This is a genomic window from Alkalibacterium subtropicum, from assembly GCF_900112455.1.
In the GTDB taxonomy this organism is placed as follows: domain Bacteria; phylum Bacillota; class Bacilli; order Lactobacillales; family Carnobacteriaceae_A; genus Alkalibacterium; species Alkalibacterium subtropicum.
Map to the genome: position 1 here is coordinate 303,607 of NZ_FOLT01000001.1, position 25,912 is coordinate 329,518.

A 25,912-nucleotide genomic window follows, 5' to 3' on the forward strand; every position below is an offset into this window, starting at 1 on the left:
TGAGGATTGCATATGTTTACTAGAGTCATTACAGCTCTCATTGCTGTAGCACTGTTTGTACCACTGATTTGGATAGGATCGTGGCCACTGGTTATCGGAATGACCTTACTGGCTGTCATTGGTCTTTCAGAATTTCTTGATATGAAAAAAATAAAAATGTCTTCAACCCCTGCGGTGCTTTCTTTGGTCGGCGTAGCCCTTATGGTCCTCTCTGTTTATTTCCCGATCCTCTTTGCAGTGGAAGTCTTCTCGCGGATCATCATCCTAACAATGGTGCTGCTCTTTATATATTCACTTGCTTTTCAGGAAACGACCACGAAAGATATCGGAGAGATGATCCTGATGATGATTTATATCGGGATAGGCTTTTATGCTTTCGTCTCGCTGAGAATGAATAACGTGTCTCTGCTTATTCTGATCTTGCTGGATATTTGGGCCACGGACTCCGGAGCCTACCTGATCGGTCGGAAAATAGGTAAAACCAAGCTGGCTCCAGCGATTTCTCCCAATAAAACGGTGGAAGGCGCACTGGGCGGTACGGTATTGGCATCAGCGCTGGTATTCGGTTTTCTGCTGTACTTTCCGCAGTCAGAGTCTCTCTTTGCGACCTTCTTACTGATGGTCGTCATATCCATTACAGGTCAAGTTGGGGATCTGCTTGAATCCAAGATAAAAAGAGAGTACGATACAAAAGATTCCGGCACGATCTTACCCGGTCATGGAGGCATACTCGATCGCTTCGACAGTTTGCTCCTTGTTTTAAATGTGTTGTTTATTCTAGGCGTAGTATGATCTATAAAGGAGTTTTGATATGATTCAAAATATTTTAGCATTTATATTGGTTTTTGGAATCATCGTAGTGGTGCATGAGTTCGGACACTTTTATTTTGCCAAACGAGCCGGCATTCTGGTGCGGGAATTTGCGATCGGATTCGGACCTAAACTGTTTTATCACAGAAAAGGAGAAACGACCTATACTGTACGCATGCTGCCAGTCGGCGGGTATGTGCGGATGGCAGGATATGAAGAAGAAGCCGATTTGAGACCTGGGATGGCCGTTCAGCTATCTCTGGACTCAAATGACAATGTGAAAAAAATAGATATTCAGGGGTCTGAGGAGACTGTTGATTCTATACCTGTTGAAGTCTCATCTTTTGACTTTGATGAAAAAATGTATCTGACCGGACGCGTCGGGATGGATACAGAAGAAACCACCTTCAATGTCAACCGGGATGCTCTGCTGGTTGAAAAAGACGGTACTTTACTGCAAATCGCTCCTAAAGACCGCCAGTTTCAGAGTGCCTCACTGCCGAACCGCATGCTGACGAACTTTGCCGGCCCTCTAAACAACTTTATATTAGCCATATTGGCCTTCACACTTCTTGCTTTCGTGCAGGGTGGCGTACGCTCGGATGAAGCGCGATTCGGAAACGTGGAAGAAAACACGCCGGCGGCTGAAGCTGGGGTCGAAACAGGCGACCGCGTCTTGTCGATCGACGGCCAGGACGTCGATTCCTGGAACGAAATGGTCCTGATCATTCAGGATAATCCGAATGAGGAACTCACCTTTACACTGGAAACCGAAGAAGGTGATGTCTATGAAGAGACGATCGTGCCTTCAGGCGTAGAAGTTGAAGGGGACACCATTGGAAGAATCGGTGTAGAAGCCTACATGGAAAACGACTTCGGGGCCAAGCTGACTTATGGCTTCACTGAGACCTTCTTTATCATCAGCCAGATCTTTACGCTGCTTGCTTCCTTCTTTACCGGAGGCTTCAGTGTCGATCAGCTCGGCGGTCCTGTTGCGATTTATGCCACGACGGAACAGGTCGTCCAGGCTGGAACGATCGGTCTGATCAGCTGGCTGGGCTTTTTAAGTGTCAATTTAGGTATAATGAATCTTCTGCCGATACCGGCTTTAGACGGCGGCAAGTTGTTACTCAATATCATCGAAGGCGTACGTAAAAAGCCTTTGAGTCAGGAAAAAGAGGGGTATATCACACTAGTGGGCGTATTGTTCCTGCTTATCCTCATGCTGCTTGTCACATGGAACGATATACAAACATTCTTTTTAAATTAATCATTGAAGGAGTTATCAGTTTATAATGAAGCAGTCAAAATTATTTGCACCGACGTTAAGAGATGTTCCAAATGATGCTGAAGTCATCAGTCATCAGTTACTATTACGGGCGGGGTATATCCGTCAGCTGTCCTCCGGCATCTACAGTTATCTGCCGCTGGCTAACCGTGTGCTGGAAAAAATTAAAACGATCATTCGGGAAGAGCTCGACGCCATCGACGGTTCTGAAATGCTGCTGCCGGCTTTACTGCCTGCAGACTTATGGAAGGAATCTGGACGTTATGAGACGTATGGCGAAGACCTGATCAAATTAAAGGACAGACATGACAGAGATTTCATTCTGGGTCCGACCCATGAAGAGACCTTTGCCAAACTGATCAGCGAAGAGATCAAGTCGTACAAAAAACTCCCGCTGCTTTTATATCAGTTCCAGACAAAGTACCGCGATGAAAAGCGCCCGCGCTTTGGTCTGATGCGAGGAAGGGAATTCATCATGAAGGATGCCTATACCTTCCACGACAGCTATGAAAGCCTTGCTGATTCATACGATGCGATAGCTCAGGCGTATACCAATTCATTCAACAGACTCGGCTTGGATTTCCGTGCGATTATCGGTGATGCGGGAGCGATGGGCGGAAGAGATTCGATTGAATTCATGGCTTTGGCTGACGCCGGTGAAGACACCGTCGTTTATTCCGATTCAACCGATTATGCTGCGAATCTGGAAATGGCTGCCAGTTACTACAAAAAGTCACCCAAAACAGATGTCCAGCTGGAACTTAAAGAAGTGGATACACCGGATACAAAAACGATCGAAGACGTTTCTGATTACCTGAAAGTGGCTAAGGATAAGATCTTTAAAAGTGTGTTGTATATGGCTGATAAGGAAACGCCTGTTTTAGCCATCGTCCCTGGGGACCAGGAAGTCAATGAGGTCAAACTGCGCATTGCTCTCGATGCTGAAGAAGTCGAACCGGCTACCGAAGAAGACATCGAAAGTAAATTTAAAACATATCCTGGCTACGTCGGACCTGTAGGCTTGGTTAAAGATGTTAAGATCGTTGCGGATCTTCATGTACAGGACATCGTCAATGGCGTCACAGGAGCTAATAAAGCAGACAAGCACTATACGAACGTCAACACGGACAGAGATTTCACGGTAGATACTTATGCGGACATCCGTGTAGTTAAAGAAGGCGATCCGGCTCCCGACAACAAAGGGACGCTGCGTTTCACAAAAGGAATCGAGATCGGACATATCTTTAAACTTGGGACACGTTACAGCGATGCGATGAATGCGACTGTCCTGGATAATAATGGCAGACAGACATCAGTCATTATGGGAAGCTACGGTATCGGCGTGAGCCGTCTGCTGTCTGCGATCGCCGAACAGTATGCGGATGATAAAGGTCTTGTATGGCCCGCTGCGGTTGCGCCGTTTGATGTGCATGTCATCCCTGTTCAGGTCAAGAAAGCAGAACAGATGGACTTAGCCCGCAGGCTGTATCAAGAGTTCGAAGATCGCGGCTATTCTGTACTGATCGATGACCGCAAAGAGCGTCCGGGCGTTAAGTTTACGGATGCTGAACTGATCGGGATCCCGGTACAGATCACTGTAGGTAAAAAAGCCTCAGAAGGTATCGTTGAAGTGACGATCAGAAAAACTGGGGAGATGGTCGAAACAAAAGTGGATGATCTATTCCATACTGTTGAGATCCTGACTTCCAATATGGACCAGAAATAAGCAAGAAGAGAACTGAGGCATTTTATGTCTCAGTTCTCTATGCTATTACCTTAAGACGAGCGAAGACTTTAGAAAGAAGGATTGAATGTGAGCTTAAGTAAACAGGAATTATTTCAAACCCTCTTGAAACAAATCGGTTTTTCTCCTTCTCCAGAGGAAGCGGAGTGGCTTAGAGAAGGGGAAGTTGAATCCGTTACCGTATATAAAAAAGAGAGAAAATGGCACATTACCTTAAAATTGATGAACATTTTACCTTTTTCTCTCTTTTTGTCTCTGAAAAATGCATTAAAAGCTTCTTTTGACGTTTTGTCGGAGATCGAATTGACCATTCAGACAGAAGATCCGGTGGTCACTGAAGAAAAGGTTCAGCATTACTGGAAATATGCCTGTCACCTGAGTGGGGTGGACTCCCCTATCTGTAACCGGACGTTGGCGGAGAACTATCCGACGCAAGACGGCAATCACTGGGTCTTACTGATCGATCAGGAACTGGCCAAAGAAAAATATGAAACGGACTTTCTGCCTAAGATTTCACAGAGCTACCACCAGCTCGGGTTCCCGAAGCAGTTTAAAATCCTGCCTGTAGTCGATTCCCATGCTCACGAGGAGAAAGTAGAGAAATTCAAGCTCCAGAAAGAAGAAGACGACCAGATCATGGCACAGGAATACACGCGTTTAGTAGAAAAAGCTGAAAAGAAAAAAGAAGAAAATAAAGAGACCAAAGCAGAAGGTCCGATAAAACTGGGAAGACCGATCCCGGCTAATGAAGAAATCAAACAGATGATAGCGATCGAAGAGGAAGAGCGTCGCGTCACTCTCGAAGGATATGTCTTTGATTCGGAAGTCAGAGAACTGCGCTCAGGACGCAAACTGCTTATTTTCAAGATAACAGACTATTCTTCGTCGTTCTCATGCAAACGATTTTCCAACAACGAACAGGACGAAGCCATGTTCGAACGGATCAAACCCGGAACATGGGTGAAAGTCAGGGGAAGCATTCAGGAAGATACCTTTATGCGAGATCTGGTTATGAATGTTCAGGACATCACTCAGACTTTTCATGCGAGCCGAAAAGATACATATCCGGAAGATAAAAAACGGGTAGAACTGCATGCACACACGAATATGAGTCAGATGGATGCCACACCTAGTGCCACGGATCTTGTCAAGCAGGCGGCTGAATGGGGACATAAAGCCATTGCGATAACAGATCATGCTGTCGCCCAGTCGTATCCTGAAGCCCATGCAGCCGGCAGCAAGAATAATGTCAAGATCATTTATGGCGTGGAAGCCAATCTTGTGGATGATGGCGTACCCATTGCCTATAACGAATCAGACGATGACCTGCATGAAGCCACCTATGTCGTGTTTGACGTGGAGACCACAGGCCTGTCAGCCATCTATGACAATATTATCGAGCTGGCCGCTGTGAAGATGCATAAAGGGAATGTGGTGGAAGAATTCCAGGAATTCATCGATCCCGGTCACCGTTTATCGAATACGACCATCAATCTGACAGGGATCACGGATGAAATGGTCCGTGGATCGAAGTCGGAAAAAGACGTATTGGAACAGTTCAGGGCCTTTTCAGAAGGCAGTATCCTCGTTGCCCATAACGCGACCTTTGATATGGGCTTTTTGAACACCGCTTATAAAAAGCATGATATGCCGATGTCTGAACTGCCGGTCATCGATACCCTTGAATTTTCGCGCTTCATCAATCCGTCCTTCAAGAGTCACCGTCTGAACACATTGGCCAAAAAGTTCAAAGTGAATCTGGAACAGCACCACCGGGCCATTTATGATTCGCAGACCACGGGACAGCTGCTCTGGATCTTTGTAAAGATGGCGAACAAAGAGTATAACATTGAACGCCACAGTGAACTGAACCAATATATGGGCGGGGGAGATGCCTATAAAAAGTCACGCCCCAGTCATGTGACGATCTGGGCGAAGGATCAGGCCGGACTCAAAAACCTGTTCAAACTCATTTCCGGGTCGCTCGTCGATTATTTCTACCGGATCCCTCGCGTACCGCGCTCCTTTTTGGACAAATACAGAGAAGGTCTGATCGTGGGGTCCGGCTGTGCTCAGGGCGAAGTGTTTGAGGCTATGATGCAGCGTGGATATGAAGAGGCCAAAAAGAAAGCTGATTATTATGACTACCTTGAAATCATGCCTAAAGAAGCGTACTTGAATCTCATCAACCGCGAACTGGTCAGAAATAAAGATGATCTGGAAGACATCATTACAAATATCGTGAAGTTGGGTAAGGAACTGGACAAGAAGGTCATTGCGACCGGAAACGTGCACTTCGTGAATCCGGAAGACGGTGTCTACCGGGATATCCTGCTGGAAACACAGAATAAATCGCATGTCAGCCAGCATAAGAATCCGCCGGTCTATTTCCGGACCACGGATGAAATGATGGAAAGTCTGGCCTTTTTAGGCGAAGAAACAGCTGAAGAAGTGGTGATCACCAATCCGAATGCCCTTGTCGACAGTGTCGCAGATGACATCACTCCTGTAAAACAGGACCTGTACACACCAAAAATGGAAGGGTCCGAAGAAGAGATCCGTAAAATGAGTTACGATAAAGCGCATGAGCTGTACGGTGAGTCTTTACCTGAGATCATTGAAGCCAGGATCGAAAAAGAACTCGACAGTATCATCGGAAACGGGTTCTCGGTCATCTATCTGATTTCTCAGAAGCTGGTGCATAAAAGTGTGGAGGATGGCTATCTGGTTGGTTCCAGGGGGTCAGTCGGTTCCAGCCTTGTCGCTACGTTGACTGGGATAACAGAAGTCAATCCCATGCCGCCGCATTACCGCTGTACCGAGTGTAAGCACTCCGAATTCTTTACGAACGGCGAATACGGCTCCGGTTTTGATCTGCCAGAAAAGGCCTGCCCGAAATGTGAGACGTCTTTATACAGAGACGGTCAGGATATTCCCTTTGAAACGTTCCTGGGCTTCAATGGCGATAAAGTCCCCGATATCGATCTGAACTTCTCGGGTGAATACCAGGCGAGAGCCCACTTGTATACGAAAGAACTGTTTGGTGAAGAGTATGTTTACCGTGCCGGAACGATCGGTACTATCGCAGACCGGACAGCATTCGGGTTCGTCAAAGGCTACGAACGCGATCATCAGCTGAATTACCGTTCGGCAGAGGTCGACCGTCTCTCCAAAGGACTGACAGGCGTCAAACGAACGACCGGCCAGCATCCGGGGGGGATCATCGTTATTCCTGATTACATGGATGTCTATGATTTTTCCCCTATCCAGTATCCGGCCGATGATCAGGAAGCCGAGTGGAAAACGACCCACTTCGACTTTCACTCGATCCACGACAACGTTCTGAAACTGGATATCCTGGGTCACGATGATCCCAGCATGATCCGCATGCTCCAGGACTTATCAGGGATAGATCCTCTGGACATCCCTGTCAATGACCCGGATGTCATGAAACTCTTCAGTGGCACAGAGGTTTTAGGCGTCACAGAAGAGCAGATTTATTCGAAAACCGGAACGCTGGGTGTGCCTGAATTCGGTACCCGCTTCGTCCGGCAGATGCTGGAACAGACGAAACCGACCACCTTTGCAGAATTGCTTCAGATTTCAGGACTGTCCCACGGTACCGACGTTTGGCTCGGGAATGCGGAAGAACTGATCAGACAGCACAACATCCCCTTGTCAGAAGTTATCGGCTGTCGTGATGATATTATGATCTATCTGCAGCACAAGGGACTGGAAGACGGTCTGGCCTTTCAGATCATGGAATACGTCAGAAAGGGTCGCGGGATCCCTGACGACTGGCAGAAAGAAATGCGCAATAACGACGTACCGGAATGGTATATCGCTTCCTGTCTGAAGATCAAGTATATGTTCCCTAAAGCCCACGCGGCTGCGTATATCCTTATGGCCCTGCGCGTCGCTTACTTTAAAGTCCATCATCCGCTTTATTATTACGCCGCTTACTTTTCTATCCGCGCGAGCGACTTCGATCTGGAAGCCATGGCCAAAGGAAAGGAAAGCATCAAGGCGCGTATGAAAGAAATAACGGATAAGGGGATGGATGCCTCGACGAAAGAGAAGAACCTGCTGACGGTGCTTGAAATAGCGAATGAAATGGTAGAACGCGGTTTCTCATTCAAGATGGTCGATATCGATGAATCAGATGCCAAAGACTTTCTGATCCAGGATGATGCCCTGCTGGCACCGTTTCGAGCAGTGCCTTCACTTGGAGGAAGTGTAGCCAATGCGATCGTCGAAGCCAGAAAAGACGGCCCATTCTTATCTAAAGAAGACTTATCCAGAAGAGGGAAAGTGTCTAAGACTGTTATGGAATATCTGGATACAAATCAGGCGCTCGCTGGGCTGCCGGATGAAAATCAATTATCCTTATTTGATTTGTAAAGAGAAAGTGTCTAAGTTGCGACAGCGTTGTATCTGTGGTACACTGTTAAGGAATCGAGCGAGATAGACTGAGGAAAGAGTGAGCGAATCCGCTCACTCTTTTTCACAGCCTTTATTAAACAATGAAAATAACCGGACAATATGTCTGAGAGGAGTGAAGACGTCATTGAATACAGTGGAAAAAGTGAAAGAATTGTCCCAGCCTGTGGCAGCAGACCTTGGGTATGAACTGGTCGATGTCGAATATGTAAAAGAAGGTAAGAACTGGTTCTTGCGTTTATACATCGATAAGGCAAACGGCGTAGATCTGGATGATTGTGCTCTGTTCAGTGAAAAAATCGGAGAAAAACTGGATGCGATCGAACCGGATCCTATCCCTCACGCTTATTATCTGGAGGTATCTTCTCCAGGGGCTGAAAGACCGCTTCGTTCAGATGAAGAAATGAAAAATGCAGTCGGTCAGTATATCCATGTCAAGTTACATGGCGAAATAAACGGTCAAAATGCCTATGAAGGCACACTCAAAGAGTGGTACGATGATTATATCGTCCTGACCGTCAAAGACAAGACCAGACGTAAAGATTTGGAGATCGAAAAGAAACACATCGCTAAGGCTCGATTAGCTATCGAATTTTAAATTCTCAATACGTCTAGAAATGAGTAAAAGGAGTAAAAATATGAGTAAAGAATTAATATCTGCTCTTGAAACTTTAGAAAAAGAAAAGGGTATTTCTAAAGAGGTTGTTATCGATGCGCTGGAAGCTGCACTTGTATCAGCGTATAAACGCAACTACGGAACATCTCAGAACGTTGAAGTCGATTTCAATGATAAAAAAGGGTCGATCACGGTTTATCAAGTCAAGGAAGTCGTTGAAGATGTATATGACTCACAACTTGAAATCAGCCTGGAAGAAGCGCGTGAGCGTAAAAAAGCGTATGAAGTCGGAGATAAAATCAAATTCGAAGTCACTCCTAAGAACTTCGGGCGCATTGCTGCTCAGACAGCTAAGCAGGTCATCATGCAGCGCATGCGAGAAGCAGAACGTTCGATTATCTACAATGAGTACATCCAGTATGAAGATGATCTGATGACGGGGACAGTAGAAAGACAAGACAACAAATTTATCTACATCAATTTAGGTAAAGTCGAAGCTGTGCTTTCCAAGCGCGATCAGATTGAAAACGAAACCTATGACACGCATGACCGTATCAAAGTGTATGTAAGCAAAGTGGAGAATTCAACTAAGGGCCCTCAGGTGTTTGTCAGCCGCACACATCCTAATCTTATCAAGCGATTGTTTGAACAGGAGGTGCCGGAGATATATGATGGTATCGTTGAAATCGTATCGATCGCCCGCGAAGCCGGCGACCGTTCCAAGATCGCTGTCTTCTCACGGGATGAGAACGTTGACCCGGTCGGCACATGTGTCGGTCCCAGAGGGTCACGTGTACAGGCTATCGTGAATGAACTGAATGGCGAAAACATGGATATCGTTGAATGGGACAAAGACCCTTCAGTATACATCAAGAATGCTTTGAATCCTGCTCAGGTCGTTGATGTTCAGTTTGACGAAGACCAGCACTCCTGTGTCATCGTTGTTCCGGATTACCAGCTTTCACTAGCTATCGGCAAGCGTGGTCAAAATGTGCGTCTGGCAGCGAAACTGACCGGCTTCAAGATCGATATCAAGTCTGAATCTGACATGGCTGCTCTGGCAGAAGAGTCAGAGGATCTGAAGGACGATTCCTTCTTTGAAGCATTGAATGAAAACGATGCGGATGCAGCAAATGACCTCGAAGCGATTTCAGAGGCCTCTTCACTGTTTGAGGAAGACGATTCAACAGATGTGGAAGCCTTTAACGATGACAGCGTATCAGATGATGCCGATTCAACAGTGTTAGCTGAGGACAGTAATGAGATGGACAGACAGCCTGGAGAACCAGTCATGGAAACTGACTTTCAGACGGGCGAACTGAATCCAAACGATACTGAAGACTTGATCGAATTCGCAGAAGAAAGAGACGGTATGGGCGAAGAAGAAGGCTATGAAGCGTCAATGGAAGAAGTGGAAGAAGCGACTTTCTCAGAAGACGACGAGGCGACACCGACAAGTGGCGGACAAGGCGAGCCGCCGTTTACTGATAACGAGGAACGACGATTCCCGGAAAATCAGGAAACGACCTTCTCGGATGATGAAAATATTGGAAAATAAAACAATGTTGAATAAGGTGAGGGATTATGCAGAAGCGTAAGATACCTATGAGGAGATGTGTTGTCTCCGGCGAAATGAAACCAAAGAAAGACATGGTTCGTATCGTTAGAAATAAAGAAGGCGAGGTCTCGATCGATCCGACAGGCAAGAAAAACGGACGCGGCGCTTATGTCTCTTTAGACACGGACCTCGTGAAAAAAGCAAAAAAGAAAAAGATGCTGGACCAGGCATTGAATGCCCAGGTCGCTGACTCTTTTTACGATGAACTGATTGAATACATTGAGTATAAGCAAGCAAGAATGGAAATTGAAAATGAACAATAAAGAACGAGCTTTGAATCTGTTAGGATTGGCTCAACGTGCGGGCAAGCTGATATCCGGCGAAGCGCTCGTTCTGCAATCCGTAAGATCGAACAAGGCGAAGATTGTCTGTCTCGCGTCTGACGCAAGCGACAATACGTCAAAACAATTTTTGAATAAGTGTGAGTATTATGATGTGCCTCTCGTGACAGCTTTTACACGGGATCAGATTTCTCACGCTTTGGGGAAGGACCGGACAGTATGTGCCCTCATGGATGATGGTTTTATGCATTCCCTTCAAAAATTGCTCTAATTAAGAACGGGAAGGTGATTAAATGGGCAAAAAGAGAGTCTATGAATTCGCGAAAGAAAATAATGTAGCAAGCAAAGATGTACTGGATAAAGCAAAAAAATTGGGGATCGATTACAGCAGTCATATGTCTTCCATGGAAGATAATGAGGTCAGCAAGCTGAAAACGGCATTGAGCCAGAAAGAAGCTCCAAAAGCTAAACCAGCTAAACAAGAGAGCCAGCCTAAAAGGCATCAAGAAGCAAGTCAAAACAAACCCGCTGGTAAACGTGATGCTCGTCCAAATAAGAACAAGCGTCAAAACAGTCAGTCAAAACCTGCTGACCGATCTAAGCAAGGATCGCAGAACAACCAGCCAAACAAAAAAAATGAGAAAAATTCTCAACACAGTAAAGGACAAAAGAATATAAATAAGAAAAAAACAGCATCTCAGCCAAAAAACAGCACCAGAAAACCTGCAGCAAGCAAAAGCCAGACGCCCGAATTGCCTAAACGTACAACTGACGAAAAACAGAAACAGTCATTCGAAAACAAACGCAGACGTAATTCAAGACAGCACAGAGGTATCCACGGTGGACCTGCCGGAGCAAGAAGACGCAAGGGCAAGAAGAATCAGAAGCCGCAGACACCTGTGACGCCGCGTAAGCATAAAGAGCTGCCGGAAGTCCTGGAATATACAGACGGCATGACTATTGCTGAACTAGCGAAAAAACTCCACCGTGAGCCAGCTGAAATCGTGAAAAAACTGTTCATGATGGGTGTTATGGCTACTCAGAACCAGTCGCTGGACAGTGAAACGATCGAATTACTGGCAGCTGAATACGGCATCGATACAGAAGAAAAAGTTCAGATCGATCTGACAGACTTTGATACCTTCTTCGATCAGGAACCGAACGAAGAAAATATGGTCACGCGTCCACCGACCGTTACGATCATGGGGCACGTCGACCATGGTAAAACGACCCTGCTGGACAGCCTGCGTGAAACGAAAGTCACTGAAGGCGAGGCTGGCGGAATCACTCAGCATATCGGTGCCTATCAGGTCAAAGAAAACGGCAAGACGATCACATTCCTGGATACACCTGGACACGCCGCGTTCACAACGATGCGTGCCCGTGGTGCAGACGTTACGGATATCGCGATCATCGTTGTAGCTGCAGATGACGGCGTTATGCCTCAGACAGTTGAAGCGATCAATCACGCTAAAGCTGCTGAAGTACCGATCATCGTTGCCGTCAATAAGGTAGACAAGCCGGGTGCTAATCCTGACCGTGTCATGCAGGAACTGACTGAATACGGACTGATCCCTGAAGCATGGGGCGGAGACACGATCTTTGTTCAGATCTCAGCTTTATTCAACCAGAACCTGGATGAACTGCTTGAAATGATCCTGCTTGTAGCTGAAGTTGAAGAACTGAAAGCTGATCCTAAACGTTTAGCTATTGGTTCCGTCATCGAAGCGCGATTAGACAAGTCTCAAGGGTCTATTGCTACCCTTCTTGTACAGGAAGGTACACTGCGTCAAGGAGACCCTATCGTTGTAGGCAATACCTTTGGTAGAGTCAGAACGATGACCAATGATAAAGGACGCCGTGTAAAAGAAGCCGGACCGTCAACCCCTGTCGAGATCACAGGATTGAATGGTACACCTCATGCCGGAGACCGTTTCGTTGTCTTTGAAGATGAGAAGACTGCAAGACAGGTCGGCGAATCAAGAGCGGCAGCTGCAACTGAAGCGCAACGCTCAACAACGAACAAAGTAACACTGGAGAACCTGTTCGACAGTCTGGAAGAAGGCGAACTGAAGTCAGTTAATGTCATCATCAAAGCTGACGTCCAAGGTTCAGCTGAAGCATTGGCGGCTAGTCTTGAGAAGATCGAAGTTGAAGGCGTGAAGATCGACATTATCCACACAGGCGTCGGTGCGATCAATGAAAGTGATGTCACACTGGCATCAGCCAGTTCAGCGATCATTATCGGATTCAATGTACGTCCGACGGTTCAGGCTAAAGAGAGTGCCAGCCGTGAAGAAGTCGACATCAGAACCCACCGTGTCATCTATAATGCTATCGATGAAATCGAAGCAGCCATGACAGGGATGCTCGATCCGGAATATGAAGAAAAAGTTACCGGTCAGGCAACCGTCCGTGAGACGTATGACGTATCTAAAGTCGGCACGATCGCGGGATGTTTTGTTACTGATGGTGTCCTGAAACGCAGCAGTTCCATTCGTCTGATCAGAAATGGCGTCGTTAAACATGAAGGCGAACTTTCAAGTCTGAAACGTTTCAAAGATGATGCGAAAGAAGTCAGAAACGGATACGAATGTGGCTTGACGATCGAAGGGTATAACGACATTGAAGTTGACGATGTCATTGAGGCCTTCGAAATGGTGGAAATCAAAAAATAAGACGAATATCTTAAGGATAGGTGAATAGTATGCCTAACTATAGAGTAGGTAGAGTATCACAGGAAATACAGAAAGAAGTCACTGACATCCTGCGCAAGCGGGTCCGTGATCCGCGTGTCGAAGGCGTGACAGTGACAGGGGTTGATGTGACAGGTGACCTGCAGCAGGCAACGATCTACTACAGCACGCTTTCTGACGATAAAGCCAGTGTCAAACAGACACAGACCGGTCTGGAAAAAGCGACAGGTCTGATCAGAAAAGAACTGGGCAGCAGACTGTCTCTGTATAAAACACCTGAACTGACCTTTGCCCGCGACGAATCTGTTGCATACGGCAGCAAAATCGATCAGCTATTGAACAAAATAAAAGAAGAGCAAGACGAATAAGTCTATAAGTAAGATTTGAAGTCGTTTTTCTTAGCAAAAGAAAAGAGGAGAATCTTTGTTTAGTGAACATTGATTCTCTTTTCTTTTGTAAAATTTTAATAAGGAATAGATTGAGGAGGATACGATGGAAGGATTATTACCTATATGGAAAGAAAGAGGTATGACGAGTCACGATTGTGTTTTTAAACTAAGAAAAATACTTAAAATGAAGAAAATCGGCCATTCCGGCACGCTTGATCCGGATGTTGACGGTGTTTTGCCTGTAGCGATCGGCAAAGCAACCAAAGTCATCGAATACATGATGGATTCTAAAAAAATCTATACCGGTGAGATCACGCTTGGGTTTTCCACGACGACAGAAGACCGTTCTGGAGAGATCGTCGAACAGAAACCTGTGAAAAGCACGATTGATGAAAAGGATATTGACAAAGTATTGTCCGAATTCAATGGGATCATAACACAGACCCCTCCGATGTATTCCGCAGTGAAGATAAACGGCAAACGACTATATGAATATGCCAGAGAAGGGAAAGTCATTGACAGACCTTCCAGAGAAGTGATGATCCATTCTTTCGAACGGACTTCAGATATTACGAGAAACGAAGAAAAAGGGACACTTTCTTTTTCTTTTCATGTTGTCTGTGGTAAAGGGACGTACGTAAGAACACTGGCTGTCGATGTGGGAAGAAAACTGAGCAGTCCGTCGCATATGTCTGACCTGACCCGGGAAGCAAGCAGCGGATTTGACCGAAAAGACGCACTGACGCTCTCTCAGATCCAGGTACTGGTCGATGAAGGCAGCATTGAGGACTACGTTTTCCCGCTTGAACGAGCGCTGGAGCATATGCCAAAGTATGATCTATCTAAAGAGGAATACCTTCTGGTAAAAAATGGGAGTCGGCTTGAACGGCAAACGTATATGAAAAATCAGGAAGATGAGATCGTCTTTTATTATTCGGATAAGGCTGTGGCTATTTACAAGGTACATCCGACAAAGAAAGACCTTATAAAACCGGCAAAAGTTTTGCGAAATGATTGGGTGGTGTAAGGATGGATATCAGAAGAATTCATCATCCCTATAAAAAAGAAGAAATAGCAGAAGAAGAAATTGTTCTCGTCTTGGGCTTTTTTGATGGTGTGCACAGGGGCCATCAGGCTGTTATCAGCAAAGGTGTAGAGATAGCAAAAGAAAAAGGACTGAAATGTGCTGTCATGACATTCAATCGTCATCCGGCTTTTGTTTACCGCAGTTTTGACCCGGACAAACATACGTATCTTACTCCTCTTGACCGTAAAGAAGATATCATCAGAAGTTTAGATGTCGATATTCTTTACGAAGTGGACTTCACTGCACGCTTTGGACGACTGTCTCCTCAGGAGTTTGTCGATCAGTATATCGTCGGGTGGCATGCGAAAGTCGTCGTCGCCGGCTTTGACTATACTTACGGTAAAGCGGCAGAAGCGAACATGAACACCATGGCGAAATATGCTAAAGGGCGCTTTGAAATAGTTAAAGTAGACAAGAAAGTCGATGCAAAGGATAAAATCAGTTCTACACGTATCCGCCGATATATCAGTGAAGGTAAAATAAATCAGGCTAACGAACTGCTTGGATATATCTACGAAACAAGCGGGTTTGTGATACATGGCGATGCCAGAGGAAGAGATCTGGGTTATCCGACTGCGAACATCTATCCGCATCCCTACGTCATGGTCCCTAAACGCGGTGTCTATGCCGTTAAATTATGGGTAGACGGAAAATGGCGGGACGGGATGGCCTCCATCGGCTATAATCCTACATTCGGTCATCGGCCGAGTTACTCCATAGAAGTGCATATTTTTGATTTCAGTGAAGATATCTACGGTGAAGATGTCAAAGTGAAGTGGGTCGATTATCTGAGAGAGGAAGTAAAGTTCAATTCTGTAGAAGAACTGATCCAAAGACTGGATCAGGATGAACTGGATGCTAAAGAAAGTTTATCAAAGGTCAAAATAAATCAGATTTAATTGTTGACAGGTAACATTAGATTTGTTAAATTATAGATGTGTTAGCACTCGATAACTTCGAGTGCTAATTTAATGACAGCTCACAGAAACAAAGCACAGCGAATCATTGCTGGGTTTTGCTAGTCTCTAATGATGCAGGATGCATCAAGGAGTGATTACACATGTTAACAAAGAGACAATTAATTATTCTAGATGCTCTCATTCGACTGTATACATCGACGGGTCAGCCGATCGGGTCAAAAACCATTCTGATTGCTACGGCAATCGATGCAAGTTCAGCCACGATCAGAAATGAGCTGAGTCAGCTTGAAAAGCTGGGATTCATCCAGAAGACGCATTCGTCATCAGGAAGGATCCCCTCGCTCAAGGGCTATCGTTTCTATATCGATAACCTCATGCAGCCTCAGGAAGTCGCGGAGGATAAGCTTAAGGTCATCAGTGATGTATTAGGTGCCCATGTGAAACAGATGGATGACATCATGTATCAGTCGGCCCAGCTGTTATCTGATTTAACGCATTACACAGCTATCGTCCTGGGACCTAAAGCCGAAACAAGTCGTCTTACAGGTTTCAGACTGCTCGCTTTAAATGATAACCATGTGATGGCGATCATTCAGACGGACAAGGGAACGATCGAAAATAAAGTCTTTCGTATGCCCAAGACGATCAATGAATCAGATCTGGTCAAAGTAACGAATATTTTCAATCAGCATTTAGTCGGTCATACGTTAACGGACGTAACACAAAAATTACAGCGTGATATTCCTCTACTGATCAGGAAGTATGCATCAAATGCCGCAGAAATGTTCTTGTCGATCGAATCAGTTTTCAAAGAATCCGCTGAATCGAGACATCACATTTCCGGGAAACTGAACATTCTCGACTTTTCTGAAAACATTGACACCCAAAAACTGAAATCCTTGTATACGATGCTCGACAGCAGTGGCGATTTATATGCGCTGGTCGATCAGGTCAATGATGATTTCGTTGTCAAAATCGGCGAGGAAATCGATCATGACTTACTGAAAGACTTCAGTCTGGTTACCACGACTTACAATGTAAGCAGCTACGGAAAAGGTGTCATCGCGGTACTTGGACCAACGAGTATGGCTTATGATGAAACGTTCGGTGTGCTGGATGTATTTAGAAAACAGCTGACACACACATTACTGGAGTATTATTTAGAATAATCAGGAAATGAGGAAGAGTTGTGAAAGATAATAAAGAGAAGCACAAGCAGACAGAGGAAACGCCTCAGGAAGATGTAACTGAAGAAGAGTCTGTGATCATTGAAGAAGAAACAGCAGACACTGATTCAGCCGAAGATTCTGAACAAAGCGAACTGGCTAAGGTTCATCAAGAACTGGATGAAGTGACTGACCGTTACCTTAGACTTCAGGCAGAACTCGCGAATATACGTAAGCGCCAGGAGCGTGAACGTCAGGATCTCCGTCGTTTCAGTTCTCAGTCACTGGCAAAGGAACTGATTCCTGTTCTGGATAATCTGGAAAGAGCCTTGACGATAGAAGCCGACACTGAAGCGGGAGAGAGCCTGAAAAAAGGAATCGAAATGGTGCACAACAGTTTCCTCCAGGCTTTTGAAAAAGAAGGCATCGAAGTGATCGATCCTTTAGGCGAACCGTTCGATCCTAATTTTCATGAAGCCTATACGCAAGTCCCGGCTAACAAAGGTCAGGAAAGCAACGAAATCGCTCAAGTATTTGAAAAAGGGTATAAACTGCATGAACGTGTCTTACGTGCTGCAAAAGTATCTGTAACATTATAAAAATCAAAGTAAAGGTGAGATAAACTATGGGAAAAATCATTGGTATCGACTTAGGAACAACAAATTCAGCAGTTGCCGTTTTAGAAGGCGGAGAAGCTAAAATCATCCCTAACAAAGAAGGGAACCGTACAACACCTTCTGTCGTTTCATTTAAAAACGGCGAAGTACAAGTTGGTGAGGTCGCTAAACGTCAGGCGATCACTAACCCGAATACGGTAAGCTCGATCAAACGTCACATGGGTGAAGACTACAAAGTTGAAGCAGAAGGCAAGAGCTATTCACCACAGCAGATCTCAGCATTTATTTTACAGCACATCAAAGATTATGCTGAAGATTATCTAGGTGAAACAGTAACAAATGCGGTCATCACAGTACCAGCATACTTCAACGATTCACAGCGTCAGGCAACTAAAGATGCAGGGAAAATCGCCGGTCTTGAAGTCGACCGTATCGTGAACGAACCAACGGCTGCATCACTGGCTTATGGTCTGGATAAAGTGGAAAAAGATGAAAAAATCCTGGTCTTTGACTTAGGCGGCGGAACATTCGACGTTTCTATTTTAGAATTAGGCGACGGTGTCTTTGAAGTTATGGCTACTGCCGGTGACAACCACCTCGGTGGAGATGACTTTGACGAGAAGATCATCGATTATCTTGTCGCTGAATTCAAAAAAGAAAACGGCGTCGATTTATCTAAAGATAAAATGGCCGTTCAGCGTTTGAAAGATGCTGCTGAGAAAGCGAAAAAAGACTTATCAGGTGTTTCTCAAACACAAATCAGCCTGCCGTTCATTTCTGCTGGAGATGCCGGTCCATTGCATCTGGAAATCACTCTGACACGTGCTAAATTTGATGAAATCACAGACAGCCTGGTTGAACGCACGAAACAACCGGTGCGTCAAGCATTGAAAGATGCCGGTTTATCAAAATCTGACATCGACGAAGTAATCCTTGTTGGTGGATCCACACGAATCCCGGCAGTCGTTGATGTAGTGAAGAAAGAAACAGGAAAAGAACCTAACCGTTCAGTCAATCCTGATGAAGTTGTAGCGATGGGTGCTGCGATCCAGGGCGGCGTTATCTCAGGTGATGTTAAAGATATCGTCCTGCTTGACGTTACACCGTTATCATTAGGTATCGAAACGATGGGTGGCGTATTTACTAAACTGATCGACAGAAACACAACGATCCCTACAAGCAAGTCACAAGTCTTCTCAACAGCTGCTGACAATCAGCCAGCCGTAGATGTACATGTGCTTCAAGGGGAACGTCCAATGGCTAAAGACAACAAAACACTTGGACGCTTCCAGTTGACGGACATCCCACCAGCACCACGCGGCGTTCCTCAAATCGAAGTATCCTTCGACATCGACAAAAACGGTATCGTCAACGTGTCTGCGAAAGACTTAGGTACAGGTAAAGAACAGAAGATCACGATCAAATCTTCTTCTGGCCTATCTGATGAAGATATCGAACGCATGGTCAAAGAAGCGGAAGAAAATGCTGAAGCAGACAAGAAACGTAAAGAAGAAGTAGAATTACGCAACGAAGCTGATCAGTTAGTCTTCCAAATCGACAAAACCTTGAAAGAACTGGAAGGTAAAGTTGACGAAGCCGATGTCAAAAAAGCGGAAGAAGCGCGCGACGAACTGAAAGCAGCGCTGGAAAGTGACGACACTGAAGAAATCAAAACGAAACGTGACGCATTAAACGAAATCGTTCAGGAAATGTCAGTGAAGTTGTATGAACAGGCAGCTGCTGCTCAACAGCAAGCTGAAGGCGCTCAAGCTGGAGAGACAGCTGATGCAGGATCTTCAGATGATGTCGTAGATGCAGACTTCGAAGAAGTAGACGACGAAGAAAAATAAATTTTATAGTTAACAAAAAGGGGAAAGCACTTTTGCTAAGTTTTCAACAAGTGCTTTCTTTCTTTTTGGTATCCATCTGGTTTTTGATTAAGCACTGAAAAGAGATGGCATACCGATTTGATCACAACGATGGAGGAATACTATGGCTGAGAAAGAAGATTTTTATGACCTGCTTGGTGTGTCGAGAGATGCGTCGCAAGAAGAAATAAAAAAAGCATACCGCAAGCTTTCAAAAAAATATCATCCGGATATCAATAAAGAAGCAAATGCCGAAGAGAAGTTCAAGAAGATTTCAGCAGCGTATGAAGTGTTGAGTGACGAACAGAAACGTGCAGCTTATGACCAGTATGGACATGCGTCTACGGATCCGAACTTTGGAGCCGGGGGCGGTTTCGGCGGTGGCTTCGGAGGCGGCGGCTTCGGCGGAGGCGGCGGTTTCGAAGACATCTTCGAGCAGTTCTTCGGAGGCGGCGGCAGACGCAGGAATCCGAATGCACCGCGCCAGGGAGAAGACCTGCAGTATGTGATGGATCTGGAATTTGAAGAAGCGATCTTCGGAAAAGAAACAACGATCCGCTATAACCGTGAAGAAGAATGTGATAACTGTAACGGCAGTGGCGCAAAACCCGGCACAAGTCCGCAGACCTGTTCAACCTGTCATGGTGCCGGACAAGTGAATGCTGAAAGAAACACACCATTCGGTCGTGTGATGACACAGCAAGTCTGTCCGACATGTCATGGAACAGGCAAAGAAATAAAAGAAAAATGTCCGGTCTGTCACGGTGATGGACACACGAAACAACAGCATTCTGTTAAAGTGACGGTACCTGCTGGTGTGGAAGACGGTAATCAGATGCGTCTTCAGAATCAGGGGGATGCAGGCGAAAATGGCGGACCTTACGGCGATCTTTACGTCATTTTCAGAGTGAAAGCATCGAAAACATTCGAACGCAGAGGGTCAGAGATCTACTATGAACTGCCGATCAACATGGTTCAGGCTACGCTGGGTGACGAACTGGAAGTACCGACCGTACATGGCAAAGTCAAGTTTAAAATACCGGCTGGAACCCAGCCTGGCACGACTTTCCGTTTAAGAGGGAAAGGGGCGCCACGTCTTCGAGGAACCGGAAACGGGGATCAGCACATTAAAGTGAAGGTCGTCGTACCGGACAAGCTGACTCAAGATCAGGCTGAACATTTAAGAAAATTCGCTGAAGCCAGTGATTACGATAACGTCGTTGAACAGGGAGACAGCTCCTTTTTTTCGAAAGTAAAAGACGCCTTTAAAGACAAACGCTGAGATTCAGGAAAAGCGAAACAAGGTAAATAACATGTTATTTGAAAAGAAGAGGCCACTCTCAGCAATTTTGAGAGTGTTCCCCTTCTTTTTGTCTTAGTGAAAGTAATTGTACTCTGCCTTAATCGTTGGTATAATAGGATGGAATGTTTTAGAGGAATGAGGAAACAGAGAAATGGATAAAAAACAAGCGAGAGCACGACAGAAACAAATCAGAAACTTTTCTATCATCGCACATATCGACCATGGGAAATCGACCCTTGCTGACCGTATTCTTCAGCTGACACATACCGTTGCTGACCGAGAAATGCAGGAACAGTTACTTGATTCTATGGACTTGGAACGTGAACGCGGGATCACGATCAAATTGAATACAGTTGAAGTGGTTTATAAAGCCAAAAATGGTGAAACCTACATCCTGCACCTTATCGATACACCGGGACATGTGGACTTTACGTATGAAGTATCCAGAAGTCTGGCCGCCTGTGAAGGGGCCGTCTTAGTCGTCGATGCAGCTCAAGGCGTGGAAGCGCAGACGTTAGCCAACGTTTATTTAGCTTTGGATAATGATCTGGAGATCCTTCCAGTCATCAATAAAATCGACTTGCCCGCTGCCGATCCGGAACGTGTGCGTAAAGAAGTTGAAGACGTTGTCGGACTTGATGCCAGTGAAGCCGTATTGACGAGTGCCAAGACCGGGATCGGTATCGAAGAGATCCTGGAACAGATCGTCGAGAAAGTTCCCGCACCTGAAGGGGACATCGACAATCCGCTGAAAGCTCTTATTTTTGACTCAGCTTACGATCCTTACAGAGGCGTCGTATTAAGCATCCGTCTGATGGATGGGACACTGAAAAAAGGTGACACGATCAAGCTGATGAGTAATGGCAAGACCTTTGAAGTGACAGAAGTCGGGGTATTCTCGCCTAAACCGATCGAGCGGGATTATCTGATGGTCGGTGACGTCGGGTATGTCACAGCGAATATCAAGACCGTTCGTGAAACCCGTGTCGGTGATACGGTCACTTTAGCCAACAATCCGACTGAAAAAGCACTCCCGGGTTACCGTCACATGAATCCGATGGTATTCTGCGGCATGTATCCGACTGACTCTTCAAAATATGAAGACTTAAGAGAAGCTTTGGAACGCCTGCAGCTGAATGATGCAGCCCTGCAGTATGAAGCAGAAACATCTCAGGCCTTAGGTTTCGGTTTCCGCTGTGGTTTCTTAGGTATGCTGCATATGGATGTCGTCCAGGAACGACTGGAACGTGAATTCAACTTGGACCTGATCACGACCGCGCCTTCTGTTATTTACAAGATCAATAAGACTGACGGTGAAACGATCATGGTTTCCAACCCGTCAGAAATGCCGGAGCCTCAAGAAATTGAGACGATCGAAGAACCATATGTCAAGGCCACGATCACTGTGCCCAATGATTACGTTGGGGCAGTCATGGAGATTTCTCAGCGCAAGCGTGGAGAATTCCTGACAATGGAATACTTGGATGATGTCCGTGTCAATGTCGTTTATAATATCCCGCTTTCAGAAATCGTGTATGACTTCTTTGACCGTCTGAAATCAAGCACCAAAGGCTATGCCTCACTCGATTACAGCGAAGCCGGATACCGTCAGAGCAATCTTGTGAAGATGGATATCCTGATCCATGGAGAAAGAGTGGATGCACTGAGTTTTATCGTGCATAAAGACTTCTCCTATGACCGCGGACGCTCAGTCGTTGAACAGTTGAAGAAAACTATTCCACGACAGCAGTTCGAGATCCCTATCCAGGCGACTATCGGACAGAGCATCGTTGCCCGTTCGACCGTCAAAGCTTACCGTAAAGACGTTACAGCCAAGCTATACGGTGGGGACGTCACACGTCGCCAGAAACTTCTGAAGAAACAAAAAGCCGGTAAGAAACGCATGAAGAACGTCGGGAATGTAGAGATCCCGCAGGAAGCCTTCATGGCTGTTCTTGACCTGGATGAAGAATAAACATTGATATACCAACGTTTTTAATAAGTGACAAACCTTAAAAATAGGAAACTTCCATCATTTTGCCATCATAAGACGGCAGATGATGGAAGTTTTTTGCTATTTCATCAGATTTTCAAATAAATCAACGGTTTCTTTTTTAGTCTTCTTAGTGAGGTGGGAATAGGTATCCATTGTCGTTGCTATTTTAGAATGACCCAGACGCTCCTGGATAGCTTTTATCTTTGCTCCGCTTTCAAGTAGGAGAGAGGCATGCGTGTGACGGAATGAATGGAAATTAAAATCAATCCCCATTTCCTTTTTCGTTTTTTCCGCATGCCATTTAATTGAATTAGGTGTAACCAGGCTGCCGTTCTCTTTGGTGCAGATATACTCACTATCGATGTAGTGCTGGCCATAGAATAACTTATTTTCTAATTGACGTTTGCGATGTGTTCGTAAAGCAGAAATCAATTCATTTCCAATACCGATGGTTCGATATGATGATTGAGTCTTGGGTGTGCCGACAGTGACTTCTTTCTTTTTCATGATGATGATGCGCTCTACTGTGAGTGTCTGTTCATCATAATCTATATCGCTCCATCTTAATCCAGACACTTCACCACGCCTTAAACCTGTATAGAAAGCAATCATCATTGGGATATAGAAGGGACTAGCTTGACCAACAATGTCTTTCATTCGTTTGAAATCGGCTACTTTTAATATTTTGAGATCCTCTTTGGTGGATTTATTCCGTTCATCATATTTTGGCATAGTGATGAAACGTGTTGGATCCTGTTTAACATATTGGTAAGGAAAGACAGCACGTCTGAACCCACCATTTAGGACCGTTTTAATAATAGACAGTGTTTTTTTAGACAAGCCTTTCTCGAAATTCTTATCTATGACCTTCTGAACGGTAGATGGTTGAATGCCTCTTAATCGATATCCACCGATGTACGGATAGATATGCTTATCAAGTATATTTCGATAATTCTCCTGAGTATTATATTTTAAATTCCTCATAACGTAATCTTCAAACCAGTATTCAAAGTAGTCATGAACACTTAGATTAGATTCCTCAACAATAGATCCCGACTTATCATATTCATTTAGAGCTTTTCTTAATGCATCTAAAGCTTCAGCTTTTGTATCTCCACCAGCTCGTTCGATAACTTGACGCTTCCCGTTAATAGGAGCAGCATCAAAAAAATAATACCATCGATTGCCTCTTTTTCTGACAGATCCTTTCATGATTTATCATTCCTTTTATAAATAGTATGTGCAATTTGAATATGCAGCTGATTTTCTTGTTCATCGAGAAAAATATCTTTTGTATCATCAAAATCGATATCAGGGTAGAGGAGACCAACAGACTTTAATTTTTTCCAATCATTCATGGTTGTTTCCTGATCGTTATACCTTCTTATTTTCAGATGGATATAGTCCTCATAGTAATAAGCAAATAGAGACATCTCGTGATCAATATCAAAAGTTCGGATGTCATAAGCGCCGGTGGATTCCGTATTTTTAAAAACAAAATCCGATTCATAGGTAGTCATTTCAATAACAAACATGGTTTTCACTCCATTTCTCGTACTTTTTAAATATAAATACGAATGTATGTTCCTTTTTGATTAAAAATAAAAACCTAGAAAGGCTTTATTTTTACTAATAGGGAATAATTATTTCATATGGTATAATATAACTAAACAAAGGAGGCCTGGCAGCATGAAAACTCTTAAAGCTATAAAAAAACCGATAACAGTAAAAGCAGAACAAACTGATGAGCATAAAGACATTCAGACATTGGAAGGGACCATGCATGCTAATCCTGGAGACTATATTATAACTGGTCCTGGCGGAGAACAATGGCCTGTTAAAAAAGAGATATTTGAAAAGACATATGAGATTATTGAAGACAAAGGTTAGACTATTTTGGTCTAACCTTTGTTTTTTTTGCGATTTGTTCAAATCTTTTTTCATAAGCTTGATGAATATAATCATTTGGAGTTTTAACGAAGTCATCCCATTTAACTAATACGCAGTAACGATCATCCTCTGACCATGAACATTTGTCATTTGGAATGAAATAGTTATAACTAAACTCTTTAACCACTGTAGAATCATTAATTACGAGCATATTATGTTCTTCGCCACAAGTTGAACAAGTACGCTTACCACTGAAAATTTTACTATAAACTTCGGGCAATACAACACCTAAAATACCACTCTTATTGTGATTAGCTGTATTACTTAAAGAAGCTTGAAGTTCTTTCTTAATGTAATATTGATTCTCTAAAAAGTTGTTTTCCGAGCCATGTTCTCCTATGAGATGAATTGTCACAGTAGAGTCATACAAATAGTCGCTTCTGATTTTAGCCATAATATAGTCTTCGTCAAATGAATTGATAGGTTCATTTAAAGATTTATCAATCATATCGACATTTAATTCTTCTTGAATGTGCTCTTTATAATCCATATTTTTACTTTTGAAAGATATGAAACATTTATGTTTATCAACCATATTCTCAACCTTTCTTTTTGTAATCTTTATTCAAACTAGCCCAGTTAACATTCTCTTGAGAAATAATGGTTTCAATTCTTTCTACAAAAAATGAAAAATTACTATCCTCTTCAGAATATACGCCGGATTCATTCAAATACATAAATTTCTCTTGTTTCAATGTTTCGCAAATGCTTCTGTATCTGATCCAATTTTCACTATACTTGTTTAAAGATATAAGTCCTTCAGAAATGGCAATGACTGCCCCTAGAGTAGCTATTAAATATTGAGTTCCCTGACTAGGGAGATTAGTAAAAGAGAGGATAGGAATAAGGGCTGATGTGATAATTGTAATACCTTTGTATATCTTATATTTTCTTTGGGTTTTTATACTTTTTGAATCATACCAATTTATTTGATCGTTTACTCTATCCTCAATATAGTCGTTTTCCTGATTTTTAATATCTGTTTTATGATTTTCTTCAAGTACCAAACTATATCCCAACTCTCTATTTAACTTAAGCAAGTGTAAAACTACTTTTTATGCAGATTATAAAATTTTCCTCTACAACAATACCTCTGACAATTCCATCATTTTCAATAACTTAT

21 protein-coding genes and 1 pseudogene are annotated in these 25,912 nt (G+C 44.2%); 18 read left to right on the plus strand and 4 right to left on the minus strand.

Going from position 1 to position 25,912, the window contains the following annotated elements; translation table 11 throughout:
* The first annotated feature begins 12 nt into the window (after window positions 1–12).
* The 17 genes and pseudogenes from BM049_RS01490 to lepA all read left to right on the plus strand — a co-directional run bounded on the left by BM049_RS01490 (window position 13) and on the right by lepA (window position 22,818).
* Window positions 13–792 carry a phosphatidate cytidylyltransferase gene (locus BM049_RS01490; RefSeq protein ID WP_091528080.1) on the plus strand — a complete coding sequence of 260 codons (780 nt, stop codon included), beginning with the start codon at window positions 13–15 and terminating at the stop codon, window positions 790–792.
* 22 nt (window positions 793–814) lie between these two features.
* On the plus strand, window positions 815–2,080 hold the full coding sequence (gene rseP / locus BM049_RS01495) for an RIP metalloprotease RseP (RefSeq protein WP_177188554.1): 1,266 nt from the start codon (window positions 815–817) through the stop codon (window positions 2,078–2,080).
* A gap of 25 nt (window positions 2,081–2,105) precedes the next feature.
* A complete protein-coding gene (locus BM049_RS01500; RefSeq protein WP_091528083.1) occupies window positions 2,106–3,824 on the plus strand; it encodes a proline--tRNA ligase in 1,719 nt (572 codons plus the stop codon).
* A gap of 87 nt (window positions 3,825–3,911) precedes the next feature.
* Window positions 3,912–8,243 carry a PolC-type DNA polymerase III gene (locus BM049_RS01505; RefSeq protein WP_091528084.1) on the plus strand — a complete coding sequence of 1,444 codons (4,332 nt, stop codon included), beginning with the start codon at window positions 3,912–3,914 and terminating at the stop codon, window positions 8,241–8,243.
* Between the two features lie 166 nt (window positions 8,244–8,409).
* On the plus strand, window positions 8,410–8,880 hold the full coding sequence (gene rimP / locus BM049_RS01510) for a ribosome maturation factor RimP (protein ID WP_091528086.1): 471 nt from the start codon (window positions 8,410–8,412) through the stop codon (window positions 8,878–8,880).
* Window positions 8,881–8,920: 40 nt separating this feature from the next.
* Window positions 8,921–9,949 (plus strand): annotated as a pseudogene (nusA, locus tag BM049_RS01515) (transcription termination factor NusA); the annotation flags it as partial.
* A 533-nt stretch (window positions 9,950–10,482) separates the two neighbouring features.
* Entirely contained in the window at window positions 10,483–10,779 is a 297-nt protein-coding gene (gene rnpM / locus BM049_RS01520; RefSeq protein WP_091528089.1) for an RNase P modulator RnpM, read from the plus strand.
* Complete coding sequence (locus BM049_RS01525; protein ID WP_091528091.1) at window positions 10,769–11,068, plus strand: YlxQ-related RNA-binding protein; 300 nt, start codon at window positions 10,769–10,771, stop codon at window positions 11,066–11,068. Before rnpM ends, BM049_RS01525 begins: the two co-directional genes overlap by 11 nt.
* Before the next feature lie 22 nt (window positions 11,069–11,090).
* Window positions 11,091–13,475, plus strand: a complete 2,385-nt coding sequence (gene infB / locus BM049_RS01530) for a translation initiation factor IF-2 (RefSeq protein WP_091528092.1) — start codon at window positions 11,091–11,093, stop codon at window positions 13,473–13,475.
* Window positions 13,476–13,504: 29 nt separating this feature from the next.
* Window positions 13,505–13,861 carry a 30S ribosome-binding factor RbfA gene (gene rbfA / locus BM049_RS01535; RefSeq protein WP_091528094.1) on the plus strand — a complete coding sequence of 119 codons (357 nt, stop codon included), beginning with the start codon at window positions 13,505–13,507 and terminating at the stop codon, window positions 13,859–13,861.
* A gap of 124 nt (window positions 13,862–13,985) precedes the next feature.
* Window positions 13,986–14,909 (plus strand): tRNA pseudouridine(55) synthase TruB, encoded by a 924-nt coding sequence (gene truB / locus BM049_RS01540; protein ID WP_091528096.1) that lies wholly within the window; start codon window positions 13,986–13,988, stop codon window positions 14,907–14,909.
* A 2-nt stretch (window positions 14,910–14,911) separates the two neighbouring features.
* Window positions 14,912–15,868, plus strand: a complete 957-nt coding sequence (ribF, locus tag BM049_RS01545) for a riboflavin biosynthesis protein RibF (protein WP_091528097.1) — start codon at window positions 14,912–14,914, stop codon at window positions 15,866–15,868.
* 161 nt (window positions 15,869–16,029) lie between these two features.
* A complete protein-coding gene (hrcA, locus tag BM049_RS01550; protein ID WP_091528099.1) occupies window positions 16,030–17,058 on the plus strand; it encodes a heat-inducible transcriptional repressor HrcA in 1,029 nt (342 codons plus the stop codon).
* 20 nt (window positions 17,059–17,078) lie between these two features.
* Window positions 17,079–17,654 carry a nucleotide exchange factor GrpE gene (gene grpE / locus BM049_RS01555; RefSeq protein WP_091528101.1) on the plus strand — a complete coding sequence of 192 codons (576 nt, stop codon included), beginning with the start codon at window positions 17,079–17,081 and terminating at the stop codon, window positions 17,652–17,654.
* Window positions 17,655–17,680: 26 nt separating this feature from the next.
* Window positions 17,681–19,522 (plus strand): molecular chaperone DnaK, encoded by a 1,842-nt coding sequence (gene dnaK, locus BM049_RS01560; RefSeq protein WP_091528103.1) that lies wholly within the window; start codon window positions 17,681–17,683, stop codon window positions 19,520–19,522.
* 142 nt (window positions 19,523–19,664) lie between these two features.
* Window positions 19,665–20,822: a molecular chaperone DnaJ gene (gene dnaJ, locus BM049_RS01565; RefSeq protein WP_091528104.1), complete on the plus strand. Its 1,158-nt coding sequence runs from the start codon at window positions 19,665–19,667 to the stop codon at window positions 20,820–20,822.
* 172 nt (window positions 20,823–20,994) lie between these two features.
* The gene (gene lepA / locus BM049_RS01570) at window positions 20,995–22,818 is read left to right on the plus strand and encodes a translation elongation factor 4 (protein ID WP_091528106.1); all 1,824 of its coding nucleotides are present in this window, start codon (window positions 20,995–20,997) and stop codon (window positions 22,816–22,818) included.
* Window positions 22,819–22,917: 99 nt separating this feature from the next.
* On the opposite strand, the gene BM049_RS01575 is transcribed toward lepA, so the two are convergent.
* Window positions 22,918–24,051: a site-specific integrase gene (locus BM049_RS01575; RefSeq protein WP_091528108.1), complete on the minus strand. Its 1,134-nt coding sequence runs from the start codon at window positions 24,049–24,051 to the stop codon at window positions 22,918–22,920.
* The gene (locus BM049_RS01580) at window positions 24,048–24,374 is read right to left on the minus strand and encodes a hypothetical protein (RefSeq protein WP_091528109.1); all 327 of its coding nucleotides are present in this window, start codon (window positions 24,372–24,374) and stop codon (window positions 24,048–24,050) included. Before BM049_RS01580 ends, BM049_RS01575 begins: the two co-directional genes overlap by 4 nt.
* A gap of 154 nt (window positions 24,375–24,528) precedes the next feature.
* Here BM049_RS01580 and BM049_RS01585 point away from each other — a divergent pair, with 154 nt between their 5' ends.
* Window positions 24,529–24,729 (plus strand): PGDYG domain-containing protein, encoded by a 201-nt coding sequence (locus BM049_RS01585; protein ID WP_091528111.1) that lies wholly within the window; start codon window positions 24,529–24,531, stop codon window positions 24,727–24,729.
* 1 nt (window position 24,730) lies between these two features.
* Here BM049_RS01585 and BM049_RS01590 read toward each other — a convergent pair whose 3' ends face one another.
* Window positions 24,731–25,324 carry a TIR domain-containing protein gene (locus tag BM049_RS01590; RefSeq protein WP_091528112.1) on the minus strand — a complete coding sequence of 198 codons (594 nt, stop codon included), beginning with the start codon at window positions 25,322–25,324 and terminating at the stop codon, window positions 24,731–24,733.
* A gap of 4 nt (window positions 25,325–25,328) precedes the next feature.
* Window positions 25,329–25,829, minus strand: coding sequence for a DUF4231 domain-containing protein (locus BM049_RS01595; RefSeq protein WP_091528114.1), 501 nt, complete (start codon window positions 25,827–25,829; stop codon window positions 25,329–25,331).
* Between the last annotated feature and the right edge of the window lie 83 nt (window positions 25,830–25,912).